Source organism: Streptomyces sp. RGM 3693, assembly GCF_050471125.1.
GTDB lineage: Bacteria > Actinomycetota > Actinomycetes > Streptomycetales > Streptomycetaceae > Streptomyces.
In genome coordinates, this window is record NZ_JBMPPQ010000002.1 from 2,487,758 (window position 1) to 2,501,993 (window position 14,236).

2 protein-coding genes (1 of these 2 only partly in view) are annotated in these 14,236 nt (G+C 75.9%); both read left to right on the top strand.

What is annotated here, in order from left to right; translation table 11 throughout:
- Positions 1–13,206 carry an amino acid adenylation domain-containing protein gene (locus ACO0M4_RS28530; RefSeq protein ID WP_430373791.1) on the top strand — a complete coding sequence of 4,402 codons (13,206 nt, stop codon included), beginning with the start codon at positions 1–3 and terminating at the stop codon, positions 13,204–13,206.
- Positions 13,203–14,236 carry the 5' portion of an SDR family NAD(P)-dependent oxidoreductase gene (locus ACO0M4_RS28535; RefSeq protein ID WP_430373792.1) on the top strand. The gene runs 21,847 nt beyond the window's last position, so the window shows 1,034 of its 22,881 coding nt (coding positions 1–1,034); it begins with the start codon at positions 13,203–13,205; its stop codon lies beyond the right edge, outside the window. Before ACO0M4_RS28530 ends, ACO0M4_RS28535 begins: the two co-directional genes overlap by 4 nt.

Genomic DNA, 14,236 nt, shown 5'->3' on the forward strand with positions numbered 1-14,236 from the left:
ATGGAGCCTGGAACCAGCCCTGCGGGAGCGCCGGCCACCACCGGCGACGCACTCGCCGCGCGCATCGCCCGGACGCTCACCCGCGTCCTCGCCGAGGCCCGGCCCGGCGACCCGCCGGCCGCCCCGGACACCGCACTGCGGCGGCTGGGCCTGGACTCGATGACCGCGGCCCGGCTCTGGCTCGCCGTCCAGCACGAGCACCGCCTCGACGTCCCGCTCCGCTGGCTCGCCGAGGCCCCGACCCTCGCCGACTACGCTCGGCGGGTCGCCGCCCTCGCCGCCGACGACACCCGACCGGAGCCCGGCCCCGGCGCCCCGTCCGCCACCTCCGACCCGGCCGCCCGCCACGAGCCGTTCCCCCTGACGCCCCTTCAGGAGGCGTACCTCAGCGGCAAGGAGCCCGAACTCACCGCCGACGCCATCGGCTGCCACCTCTACCGCGAGTTCGACCTCCCGGCCCTCGACGCCGAGCGGCTGCGCACCGCCTGGCAGCGCCTCGTCGACCACCACGACATGCTGCGCGCCGTCCTCACCGACGACGGCCGCCAGCAGATCCGCGCCACCGCCCCGCCCTGGACCCTGAGCGTCCACGAGGCCGCGGACCGCGCCGCGTTCACCGCCCGGGCCGCCGAGGTCCGCGGGCGACTCGCGCACCGCCACTACCCGGCCGGGCAGTGGCCCCCCTTCACCGTCGAAGCCACCCGCCGCGCCGACGGCGGCGGCCGGATCCACCTCAGCATCGACGCGCTGATCACCGACGGCCAGGGCCTGGACCTGCTCACCGCCCAGTGGCAGGCGTGCTACGACGACCCGCGGCACACCCTCCCCGCCCCCGCCACCGGACTCACCGTCCGGGACTGCGTCACCGCCCTGGACGCCGCCCGGCACACCCCCGGCCACCGCCGCGACCTCGACCACTGGGTGGACCGGATCCGCCGACTCCCCGGCGCCCCGGCCCTGTTCACCGACGCCCCGGAAGAGCGCCCCGACGGCCTGCCGTGCCTGCGCCGGACCACCCGCACCGCCGCCCTCCCGCCCGCCGTGTGGCAGGCACTCCAGGACCGCGCGGCGGCACTGGAGGTCTCGCCGACCGCCCTGGTGCTCACCGTCTTCACCGAGGCACTCGCCCGGCACGGTGCCCACCGCCCGTACGCGCTCGTCGTCACCACCAGCCGCCGGCCCCACCTCCCGCCCGAAGCGGACCAGTTGGTGGGCCCGTTCACCGGTACCGCGCTCGTCGAGGCGGTCCCGCCGTACCCGCACCCGTTCGACGAGGCGGCCCGGCTGACCCACCGCGAACTGTGGGACGCACTGGAGCACTCCGGGGCCTGCGCGGTCGCCGCCGGGCGCGAACTGCGCGCCCGCGACCGGGGCCGCGGCCCCGCGCCGCTGCCGGTCGTCTTCACCAGCATGCTCGACATCGCCGGCCGCCCGCGCGAGCGCGGCTTCGCCGCCCGCCCCGGCTACGCCGTCAGCCAGACCACCGGCATCTGGCTCGACCACCAGATGTGGGAACAGGACGGCGCGCTCCACCTGCGCTGGGACACCGCCGACGCCCGCTTCACCCCCGGCACCGCGGACGCCGCGTTCGCCGCCCTCTGCAACGGCCTGCGCGCCACCGCCCTCGCCACCGACCCCACCCCCCGTCCGCTCAACGACCTCCAACAGGCGTACTTCGTGCCCCGCGCCACCGCCGACCCCGGCCCCTGGCGCGGCTGCCAGGTCGTCACCTCCTACGACAGCGAGGAGCGGATCGACCCGGTCCGGCTGTCCGCCGCCGTGACCAAGCTGGCCGCGGCCTACGACGTCCTGCGCAGCGCGGTCACCCACGACGGCACCATCGAGGTGTGCGCCCGGGCGCCCGAGCAGTGGACGGTACCCGTCATCGGCCCCGGCCCCGACGGCGCCGCCCCCTGCCCGGACGCCGTCCGTGAGGCGATGGCCGCCGCGCCCTTCCCGCTCGGCCGCCACCCGCAGTTCGAGGTGCGCGTCACCCGCGGCGCCGCGACGCCCCCCACCGAGGCGACCGGCCCGGCCGCGACCGGCACCGGCACCGACACCGTCCACCTGGCCGTCGACCTCACCCTCGCCGACGCCCGCAGCATCCACCTCATCGGCCGCGAACTGATGCGGCTGTACGCCGACCCGGCCGCCACCCCGCGCCCCGTCGAACCCCGCCCCGAGGAGGGCACCGCACCGCCCGCCGACCCCGACCACTGGCCGCGGCGGCTGCGCGACCTCCCGCCCGGCATCCCCGCCGCCCGCACCGCCCCCGACGACACCCCGCCGCGCCGGATCCGCCTCCAGGCCGTCCCGCTGGCCTGGCAGCCGTTCGCCGACCGCTGTGCCGCCCACGGACTGTCCCCGGACGCCGTCCTGTTCACTGCCTTCTGCGAGGCGCTGGCCCGCCGCCACGGCACCGGCTTCGCACTGCCCGTCGTCCGCTGGGACCACATCGGCGACCAGCACCGGCCGGCCGAACACACCGCCCTCAGCTGGCTGCCCTGCGCCCCGCCCGCGCTGCCGTTCACCGACCGCGCCCGCCACTGCCAGCACACCCTCGACCAGGACCGGACGGTCCCCACCAGCGGCCTGCCCGAGCTACGGCGCACCGCCGCCCGCACCGGCACCGCCGGCCACCGAGTCGTCTACACCTCCCTCCTGGACCTCACCGACCGGCCACTGCCTCCCGGCAGCACCGCCGGCCCCTGGCTGAGCTGCACCCCCGACGTCACCCTGGACTGCATCACCACCGTGGACGCCGGACTGCTCCACCTCGCCTGGGACGCGGTCGAGCCGGAAGCCCCGGAGGACGGCTGGGACGAGGCGTTCGCGGCGTACACCGCGGCCGTACGGCGGTTGGCGACGGACGACGCGGCATGGGACGGGTCCGCGCCGGACGCCCCGCAGCCGCTTGCGGCGAAGGCCCCGGCCGCCGGCGCCCTCACCGACGCCGAACTCCACACCCTCCTCCACACCTGGAACGACACCGCCCACGACTTCCCCGCCGACCGCCTGATGCACCAGCCCTTCGAGGAGCAGGCCGCCCAGCGGCCGGACGCCGAGGCGCTGCGCTGGCGCGGCGGCACCATGACCTACCGGGAACTCAACCGGCGCGCCAACCGCCTCGCCCGGGAACTGCGCACCCGCGGCGTCGGCCCTGAGACCGTGGTCGCGGTCAGCGTGCCGCGCGGCCCAATGATGATCGCCGCGGTCCTCGGCGTCCTCAAGGCCGGCGGCGTCTACCTCCCGATGGAGCCGTACCTGCCCGCCGAACGCGCCGCGGTCATCCTGGAGGAGGCGGACGCCGCCCTGGTCGTTACCACCGAGGACCGCAACGGCTGGCCCGTCCCCGACGGCGTCGGCCGGCTCTGCGCCACCGCCGCGACCCGGGGCCCGCACCCCGCCGACGCCGACGACGACCCCGACCCGACGACCGGGCCCCAGCACACCGCCTACATCATCTTCACCTCCGGCAGCACCGGCCGCCCCAAAGGCGTCGCGGTCGCCCACCGCCCGGTCCTCAACCTCCTCAACTGGTGCTACCGCACCTTCGACTTCGGCCCGCACGACATGGGCCTGTGCGTCACCTCGCTCGGCTTCGACCTCTCGGTCTTCGACGTCTTCGGGCTGCTGGGCCGCGGCGCCGCCCTCTACCTCGCCGACGAGGAGCAGCAGCGCGACCCGGCGCTCCTCCTGGACGTCCTGCTCGACGAACCGGTCACCTTCTGGAACTCCGCGCCCACCACCCTCGCCCAGATCGGCCCGCTGCTCGACGGCCGGCAGGACGCCCCCGGCACCGGCGACCTGCGACTGGTCTTCCTCAGCGGCGACTACACCCCGCTGTCCCTGCCCGACGAGATCCGCGCGGTCTTCCCCCGCGCCGATCTGATCAGCCTGGGCGGTGCGACCGAGGCCACCGTCTGGTCCAACTGGTTCCGGATCGGCGCCATCGACCCGGAGTGGCGCAGCATCCCCTACGGCAAGCCCCTCGACAACTGCCGCTACCACGTGCTCGACGCCCAGCTGCGCCCCTGTCCCGTCGGCGTCGAGGGCGACCTCTACATCGGCGGTGAGTGCCTGGCGCTGGGATACGTCAACCAGCCCACGCTCACCGCCGAACGCTTCCTGCCCGACCCCTTCCGCTTCCGGGACGACCCCGACGAGCGGCTGTACAAGACCGGCGACCGCGCCTGCTACTTCCCCGACGGCAACCTCTGCTTCCTGGGCCGGGCCGACGGCCAGGTCAAGATCCGCGGCTTCCGGGTGGAACTCGCCGAGATCGAACACCGGTTGCGCGCCCACGAGGCCGTCAAGGAAGCCGTGGTACTGGCCCGCGAGGACGGCTGCGGCGACCGCAAACTGGTCGGCTACGTCGTCCCGCGCCCCGGCGCCGCGTGCACCGGACGGGACCTGCGGGCCTTCGCGGCCCAGGCCCTGCCGGAGTACATGATCCCCAACTTCCTCGGCTTCCTGACCGCCTTCCCGGCCACCGCCAACGGCAAGTTGGACCGGTCGGCGCTGCCCTGGCCGCTGACCAAGGACCAGCTGACCGGGCCGACCGCCGAGAGCGCCGGGACCCCCGAGGTCGCCGCCGCGCCGGCCGGCGGACCGGGCGAGGCTCCGGCGCCCCGGCCCACCGGGCCCTCGCACGCCGAGCTGTGCGCGGAGATCGCCCGGCTGTTCGCGGAGGCGCTGGGAGTGCCGTCGGTGGACGCCGAGGCCGACCTCTGGGACCAGGGCGCGACCTCGTTCACCATGGTCCGGGTCTCCGGTGCCCTCCAACGCGCCCACCGGCAGCGGGTACCGGTATCGGCGCTGCTGGACGAGCCGACGGTGAGCGGTATCGCGCGGTGGGTGCGGACCCATCTCCTGGGAGCGGCCGAGCCCGAACCGGAGCCCGAGCCCGGGCCCACGCCCGAACCGGCGCCCACGCCCACCCCAGCTCCCGCCCCCGCTCCCACGCCCACCCCTGCCCCCGCCTCCGTCGACTTCTTCTCCCCGGAGGACCGGGACCGCTTCAAACAGCAGCACTGGAACCGGCGCCCGGAGGAGCCGGCCACCTCCCAAACCGCCCTGGACACCGTGGAGTTCGAGGCCGAGCTGTACGCCTGGCGGGCCAGCCGCCGGGACTTCGGTGCGGGTCCCGTCCCGTACGCCGACTTCTGCCGGCTGCTGAGCCTGCTGCGCGCGGCACCGGCCGACGGGACCGCCCGCGCTCTGTACCCCTCGGCCGGCGACACCTACGCCGTCCAGGTCTACCTCCACCTCACCCCGGACGCCGTCGACGGCCTCGGCGCCGGGCTCTACTACTACGACCCGGACCGGCACGCCCTGCGGCTCCTCGACGCCGACGGCCGGCTCGACGGCCGCAGCCACTTCTACTACAACCGCCCGGTCTTCGAACGCTCGCGGTTCGGCGTCTACCTCTTCGGCCAGCGGCACGGCATCGAGCCGCTGTACGGGGACGAGAGCCTGCGCTACCTCACCCTGGAATCCGGCTACATGGGGCAGCTGCTGCTGATGGGGCAGGCCGCCTGCGGTATCGGACTGTGCCCGATCGGCGCCCTCAACACCGACCGGCTGCGCGACCGACTGGGACTGGACGAGGGACACGTCTTCCTCCAGGCGTTCCTGGGCGGCGCCGCCGCACACCCGGAGCGCTCGGCGGCCGGCACCCGTCCGGTGTTCGCCGACCCCGAGCCGACCGGCCCGGCAGCCCCGGCGGCGGAGCCCACGGCCGCCACCCCCACCGCCGTCATCGGGATGGCCGGCCGCTTCCCCGGCGCCGACGACCTGGACGCCTTCTGGGAGGACCTGCTGGCCGGCCGGGACGCGGTCCGCCCACTGCCCGCCACCCGCACCGAGGCGGCCCCGCCCGGCGCCCCCGCCACCGGCGGCTTCCTGGACGACATCGACCGCTTCGACAGCCTGCGCTTCCACGTCGCGCCGCAGGAGGCGGGCACCGTCGACCCGCAGGCCCGGCTGATGCTGCACACCGTCTGGCAGTGCCTGGAGGACGCCGGACACACCGCCCGGTCGCTGCGCGAGTCGGCCGGCCGGGTCGGGGTGTTCATCGGCGCGATGTGGCACGACCACCGGCAGCAGGGCGCCGACCACTGGGCCGACGGCGGCCCCGCGCACACCCCCGCCACCGCCTCCGACATCGCCAACCGCGTCTCGCACTTCTTCGACTTCCGCGGCCCCAGCCTCGCCGTGGACACCTCCTGCTCGTCGTCGCTGGCCGCGCTGCACCTGGCGGTGGCGAGCCTGCGCCGCGGCGAGTGCGGGGCCGCGGTGGTCGGCGCGGTCAACCTCTTCGGCCACCCGTACCACTGGGGCCTGCTTGACGGCATGGAACTGCTCGCCACCGGTGCCCCGCGCGGCGCGTACGCCGCGGACGGCAGCGGCTGGCGCCCGGGGGAGGGCGCCGGGGTGCTGCTGCTGCGGCCGGCGGCCGCCGCCGAACGCGCCCGGGACACCGTGCACGGCCTGATCGAGGGCACCCGGATCGCCCACGCCGGCCGCGCCCCGCGCTACGGTGCCCCGCGCACCGAGGCCCTCACCGACTCCCTGGCCAGGGCGCTCGCCGACGCGGGGGTGACCCCCGACGACCTCGACTACGTGGAGTGCGCGGCGGCCGGCGCGGGCATCGCGGACGCCGCGGAACTGGAGGCCCTCGGTTCCGTCCTGGCCCGCGGCGCCGACGTCCCGCCGGTGCCGATCGGCACCCTCAAGCCCAACATCGGCCACCTGGAGGCCGCTTCGGGCATCTCGCAGCTCATCAAGGTGCTGCTCCAGATGCGGCACGGCACCCTCGCCCCGACCCTGGTCGCCGCCGACCGCAGCCCGCTGGTGGACTGGCCGGGCCTCCCCGTGGAGGTGGTCGACCGGCCCCGGGCATGGCCGGTCCGGGCCGCCGACGGCCGCGCCACGGCCCTGGTCAACGCGGTCGGCGCCACCGGCTCGTACGGACACGCGCTGATCCGGGCACCCCACCGGGACGTCCCGGCCGGCGACCGCGCGGACCGGGCCCGGGAGGCCGCGCCGCACCCCGCGGCACCGCGCGGCCCCCGCACCGTCGTGCTCTCCGCCGAGTCCCCGGAAGGGCTCACCGACGCCGCTCGCCGGCTCCGCGACCACCTGGCCACCACCGGCCGCCACACCGACCCGGACGACCTGGCCTGGACGCTCCAGACCGGCCGGGTCCCGCTCGCCGCCCGGCTGACCTTGGACGCCGACGGCCTGGACGGCGTCCGTGCCGGGCTGACCGCCTTCCTCGACGGCCGGCGCCACCCCGGCCTGGCCACCGGCACCGCCGACCCGGCCCTGGCCGCCGCCCCGCCGGTCGCCGCCCCGGACCCCGCCACCGCGGCCGCGGACTGGCGGCGCGGCCACCCGGTCGACTTCGCCCGGCTGTGGACCGTCCCCGCCCGCCGCATCCCGCTGCCGGTCGGCGCCCTGGGCGGCGAACGCCACCGGCTGGCGCCCGAGCGGCCGGCGGAGCCGCAGCAGCCGACCCCGGGGGCGCCGGAGCCGGTCACCACCCCAGTCACCACCCCGGTGCCCACCCCGATCGCCGCCCCGACGCCCCCCACAGCCCCGGCCGTCCCGGCCTCCGCCGAGCGCTACCTCCTCGACCGCTACGCCGAGGCCAGCGGCATCCCGACCGACCGGCTGCACCCCCGCGTCCCGCTGGAGAACTACGGGCTCAGCTCCCACCTGGTCTCCCTGCTCAACGACCGCTTCGAGCGGGAGATCGGCGGGGTCTCACCCACCGTCCTCTACGAGTACCCGGACCTCGCCGGCGTCGCGGGCCATCTGGTCCGCCACCACCGCGGACCGTGGACGGAGCCGGAGCCCCCGACCGCCGCATCGCACCAGGAACCGGCACCCGGCACCGCGGACTCCGGCATGCAGGACCCCGGCACCGACGACCCCATCGCCGTCATCGGCCTCGCCGGCCGCTACCCCCAGGCCCCCGACCTGGACCGCTTCTGGCGCAACCTGGTCGACGGCCGGGACTGCGTCGGACCGCTGCCCGCCGAGCGGGCCCGCGAGGGCTGGCCGACCGAGTTGATGTGGGGCGGCTTCCTCGACAACGTGGACCGGTTCGACCCGCTGCTGTTCGGGATCTCCCCGCGGGACGCCCAGCTGATGGACCCTCAGGAACGGCAGTTCCTGGAGGTGGCCTGGGAGACGCTGGAGGACGCCGGCTGCACCCGGGCCAAGATCCGTGACCGACTCGACTCCCGGGTCGGGGTGTTCGTCGGGACGATGTACAACGAGTACCCGTTCTTCGGCGTGGAGCGCTCCCTGCTCGGCGAGCCGGCCGACACCGGATCCGCGGTGGCCGGCATCGCCAACCGCGTCTCGTACTTCCTCGACCTGCACGGCCCCAGCCTGGCCGTGGACACCATGTGCTCGTCGTCGCTGACCGCACTGCACCTGGCGGTGGCGAGCCTGCGCCGCGGGGAGTGCGCCGCGGCCCTGGTGGGCGGGGTCAACCTCTCGCTGCACCCGCACAAGTTCCGCCAGCAGGCCCGGCTGAAGATGGCCTCCGCCGACCACCGCTGCCGCAGCTTCGGGGCGGGCGGCGACGGCTTCGTCCCCGCCGAGGGCGTCGGCGCGGTACTGCTCAAACCGCTCTCCGCCGCCCGCGCCGACGGCGACCGGATCCACGCCGTCATCCGGGCCACCGCCGTCAACCACGGCGGCAAGACCAACGGCTACATGGTCCCCAACCCCGTCGCCCAGGGCGAGTTGGTGCGCACCGCGCTGCGAAGGGCCGGCGTCGAACCGTCCGACCTCGGCTACCTGGAGGCGCACGGCACCGGCACCGAACTCGGCGACCCGGTCGAGATCAACGGTCTGACCCGGGCCTTCGACGGGGCGATGCCGGCCCGCGGCAGCTGCGCGATCGGCTCGGTGAAGTCCAACATCGGTCACGCCGAGGCCGCCGCCGGTATGGCCGGTCTCGCCAAGGTCGTCCTCCAGCTGCGCCACCGCACCCTGGTGCCGTCACTGCACTCCCGCGACCTCAACCCGGCCGTGGACTGGGCCGGTTCGCCCTTCCACGTCCCCCAGGAGTCCCGGCCCTGGGACGCCCGCCGCGGCTCCGACGGCACCGCACTGCCGCGCCGGGCCGGGATCAGTTCCTTCGGGGCGGGCGGCGCCAACGCCCACGTGGTGGTGGAGGAGTACCTGCCGGCCCCGGCGGCCCCGGTGCCCGCCGCCTCCGGACCGCAGCTGCTCGTGCTGTCCGCCCACGACGCGGAACGGTTGCGCGCCCTGGCGGCCCGACTCCGCGACCACCTCACCCAGGACCCCGCCACCGTCCCGCCGCCCGCACTCGCCGACGTCGCCCACACGCTCCAGAGCGGCCGGGAACCGCTGCGCGAGCGCCTCGCCGTGGTCGTGCACGACCTGCCGGAACTCGTCGGGCACCTGGACCGGTTCGCGGCCGGCGCGGCGGACGGTGCGGTCCACGACCGCACCCCGGGGGCCGCGCACCCCGAGGGCCCGATCGCCGCCCCGGAACCCGGCGCCGACCCGGTCGCCGAGCTGTGGCGACTGGCCCGGCACTGGACCCGCGGCGGCGCGGTCGACTGGTCCGCCCTGCACCCGGCGCGCCCCCGGCTGATCGCCCTCCCGTCGTACCCGTTCGCCGGGCACCGCTACTGGCTGCCCGAACCCCGGCAGCCGCACGCCCCGTCGGCCGCCCCCGCCCGCCCCGGGATCCCGCTGTACGCCTGCGGCTGGGAGCCCGTACCGGGCCCGCATCCGGCCGGGGAAGTGCGCGGCCGGACCCTGTGCCTCTTCGCCGAACACAGCGAGGTACTGGCCCGCACGCTCGCCCAACTCCTCGGCCCGGAAAGGGTGTTGCTGGTCCGGGAGGGCGCCGACGCCGGCGACGGCGTGCCCGCCTTCGCCTCCGAGCGGGAGGCCGCCCGGATCATCAACCGGGCCCTGGCCCAGCACCCCGACCTCACCCACTGGCTCGACCTGACCGACCTCGGCCGACCGGCCCTCGACGGCCCCGGCCCCTGGACCTGCCGGCTCCTGATGCTCCAACGACTGGTGCGCCAACTCCGCCGCACCGGCTGCCGAATCCTCCAGGTGACCGGCGGACTGTACGGCCTGCCGGGCCCCGCACCGACCCTCGCCGGCGCGCGACTGGCCGGCTTCGTACGGATGCTGGGCGCCGAGTACGGCAAGGTCGCCGCCACCGTACTGGACCTGGACCCGGCCGCCGCCGGCCCGACCGACACCGCCCGGCAGATCCTCGCCGAACGCGCCGCACCGGACGCCCCGCACCAGGTCTGCCTCCGGGACGGCGTACGCCACCGCCCCGCCCTCACCGCACTGCCCGCCACCGACCCGGGCCCGCTGCGCTGCGCCGGCGACCGGTCCTACCTCGTCACCGGCGGCACCCGCGGCATCGGCGCCCTGGTGGCCCGGCTCCTGGTCCGGCGCGGCGCCCGACGGATCGCCCTGACCGGCGGCCGCACCCTGCCGCCGCGCACCCAATGGGCCGCTCTCGACCCCCGGACGCCCGAGGGCGCCACCGCCGCCCTGGTCACCGAGTTGGAGGCCGCGGGCACCCACGTCCTGCTGCACTCCGGGCCGCTCAGCGACCGGGACCGCACCGCGGACTTCCTGACGGAGGTGCGCCGCACCCTCGGGCCGCTCGGCGGGGTCGTGCACTGCGCCGGCCGCGGACCGCTGGGCCGCCCCTCGTTCGTCGGCAAGGACCTCGCCGACTTCGCCCCGGTCCTCGAACCCAAGACGACCGGGCTGGAGACCCTGGCCGAGCTGTGCGCCGCCGACCGGCCGGAGTTCTTCGTGCTGTTCTCCTCGCTGTCGGCGCTCGCCCCCGCCCTCGCCGCCGGCGTCAGCGACTACTCCGCCGCCAACGCCTTCCTCGACGCCTTCGCCGAACACCAGGCACGGTCCGGACGGCCGTGGTTCCGGTCGGTGCTCTGGCCGACCTGGAGCGAGGCCGGCATGGGCGCCGCCAAGCCGGACGGCTGCGCCGCGGCCGGCGTCGGACCGCTCACCGACGTGGACGGGCTGCGCGTCCTGGAACGGGTGCTGCAACTGCCGCCCGAGCACGTACGGGTGGTGCCCTGCCCACCGCTGGACGGCGTACCGGCCGACCCCCGGGCGCTCCTGGGGCACCCGGCGGAGCCGGCCCCCGCCACCGACCCCACCACCTCTGAGGAGGAGACCGCCGTGCGGACCACCCCGGACCACGGGCTGCCGTCACCTGCCGCGCCGCCCTGGCTCGCCCCCCTGTTCAGCGAGCTGCTGGCGATCCCGGAGGACGACCTCGACCCCACCGAGCTCTTCGGCGACCTGGGCGTGGAGTCCGTGATGCTGGGCGAACTCCTCGAACGCATCGAGGAGAAGATGGGCCGCCCACTGGACCCCGGAACCCTCCTGGACCACCCCACCCTCGACCAGCTCGGCCCGCACCTGGCCGCCCTCGGCGCCCCGATGACCACCGGCCCGGCCACCGACGCCGCTCCGGCCACCGACGCCGCTCCGGCCACCGACGCCGCTCCGGCCCCGTCCGGCTGGGAGGCACCCGCCACCCCCGCCCCGGCAGTCGCCCCGGCAGTCGCCCCGGCACCGGCCCCCGAGCCCCCCGCCGTGGGCCCCGACAAGATCGCCGTCATCGGTCTGGCCGGCCGCTTCCCGGGCGCCCCGGATGCGGCCGCGTACTGGGAGAACCTGCTTGCCGGGGCGTGCGCCGTCGACGAGGTGCCGGTCGCCCGCTGGGACACCGCCGCGCTCTACAGCCCCGACCACGCACCGGGCCGCAGCATCAGCAAATGGGGCGGATTCCTCGACGGCATCGAGGAGTTCGACCCGGAGTACTTCCGGATGGCCGACGACGAGGCGCGCTGCCTGGACCCCGCCGTCCGGCTCTTCCTGGAAGGCACCGCGCAGTGCCTCGCGGACGCCGGCTACCGCGAGACGGAGCTGGCCGGCCGCGACGTGGGGGTCTTCGCCGGGGCGCGGATGTCCGGCTACGGACGGCGCGCCGGCGACCGCCGGGACGCCGTGGGCATGGGCTCCGACCAGAACTTCATCGCCGCCCGGGTCGCCCACCACTACGACCTGCACGGCCCCAACCTCGTCGTCGACAGCGCCTGCTCCTCCTCGCTCGTCGCCCTCCAACTCGCCTGCCGCAGCCTGCGCGACGGCGAATCCGAACTGGCCCTGGCCGGCGGGGTGGACATCCTCCTCGACGAGGAGCCCTACCTCGACTTCAGCGCCGCCCGGGCACTCTCCCGGCGGGGCCGCTGCGCCACCTTCGACGAGCGCGCCGACGGCTTCGTACCGGGCGAGGGCTGCGGCGTCGTCCTGCTCAAACCGCTGGCCGGGGCGTTGCGCGACGGCGACCGGATCCACGCCGTCATCGACGCGGTGGCGGTCAACAACGACGGCCGCACCATGGGCCTGACCACCCCCAACCCGGCCGCCCAGGCCAAGGTCGTCCGCCGGGCGCTGGCCGCCGGCGGCCGCAGCCCCGAGGACATCGGGCTGATCGAGGCGCACGGCACCGGCACCATGATCGGCGACCCGATCGAACTGCGCGCCCTGACCGAGGTGTTCCGCGAGGCCACCGACCGCACCGGCTTCTGCGCCATCGGCAGCGTCAAGAGCAACGTCGGGCACCTGCTGAGCGCCGCCGGCATGGCCGGCTTCCTCAAGGCCGTCCTCGCGGTGCGCGAGGGCCGGATCCCGCCGACGCTCTTCTGCGACCGGCCCAACCCCCGCTTCGACTTCGCCACCTCGCCGTTCCGGCCCGCCCGCACCGTCCAGGAATGGGCCCCCGACGACGGCCGGATCCGCGCCGCCGGCGTCAGCGCGTTCGGCCTCGGCGGCACCAACGCCCATGTGATCACCAGCCAGTTGGACCCGGCGCTGGCGGCCCGGCACACCCCGCGGCCGGCACTGCCCGATCCGCACTTCCGGCGCCGCCGCCTGTGGCTGGAGAAGCCGGCGGATGCCCGGCCGGCCGGCCCGCCGCCGGAACCGGTCGCCCGGACCGCCCGGGCCACCGCGCCCCGCCGCCGCCTCAGCGCCTCCATCCTCGGCCTGAACTTCGCCCCCGCCCCGGCCGGCCCCGCACCCACCACCACCGTCCCGGCCCTCGACACCGCAGCGGCCACGCAGGAAGGACAGCCGTGTTGAACTCCCCTTCCGCACCGGACCCCGGCCACGAACTGGTCTGCCACCTGGTCCTTGCGCACTCCGACTTCATCATGCAGAACCACCGGGTGCACGGGGTGTCCGTGATGCCGGGCGTCACCTTCCTCGACATCGTCTTCCGCATCCTGCGCGACCGCGGCTTCGACACCGCCCACGCCGAACTCCGCAACGTCCTCTTCCACGAGGCCATCGCCACCGCCGAGGGCTTCGACTGCGACATCCGGGTCTCGGTGTCCGTCCCCACCGACGGCAGCCGCTGGATCACCGCCGAGAGCCGCCGCCGCGAGAACGGCGCCCCGGTCACCACCTACCGCGAGAACTTCCGCGGCGAACTGGTCTTCCGCGACGCCCCCGAACCGCCGCCGCTCGACCTCGACACCCTGCGCACCACCGCCCTGCGCGTCGTCGACCTCGACGAGATGTACGCCCGGGCCCGCGCCGAGGAGATCCGGCACGGCTCCGCGATGCGCTGTTTCGGCCGGCTCTACTACGGCGACGGGCGGCTGCTCGCCGAACTGGGCCTGGACCCCGAGGCCGCCGAACTCGACGACCACTTCCACCTGCACCCGGCCAAGATGGACTGCACCACCATCGCCGCCTTCGCCCAGGTCCCGCCGGAGAGCGACGACCCGTTCATCCCGGTCTTCATCGAGTCGTTCCGCGCCCCGCGCCCGCTCACCGGCACCGCCTACGCCTACATGCCGCACCCCGAGACGCTCGCCCAGTCCGGCGACGTGATGCACAACGACTGCGCGCTCTACGACGCCGACGGCCGCTTCCTCGCCGGCTTCACCAAGCTGATGTGCAAGCGCATCCGGCACGCCGGGCTGATCACCCGGCTGGTCACCGAGGACGGCCCGGACGGGGCCGACGACGGCTCGGTCGACGCCGTCCGCCGCCCCACCGCGGTCCGCACCGCCGGCTGCGCGGACCCCGGTATCGACGACGAGCGGACCGCCGACCCCACCGAGGTCACCGGCCACCTGCGCGGCATGATCGCCCGGATCCTCGG

Bases quoted from the DNA above. Each gene is read 5' to 3' on its own strand.
- ACO0M4_RS28530 (WP_430373791.1), top strand. From the start codon at position 1: ATGGAGCCTGGAACCAGCCCTGCGGGAGCGCCGGCCACCACCGGCGAC.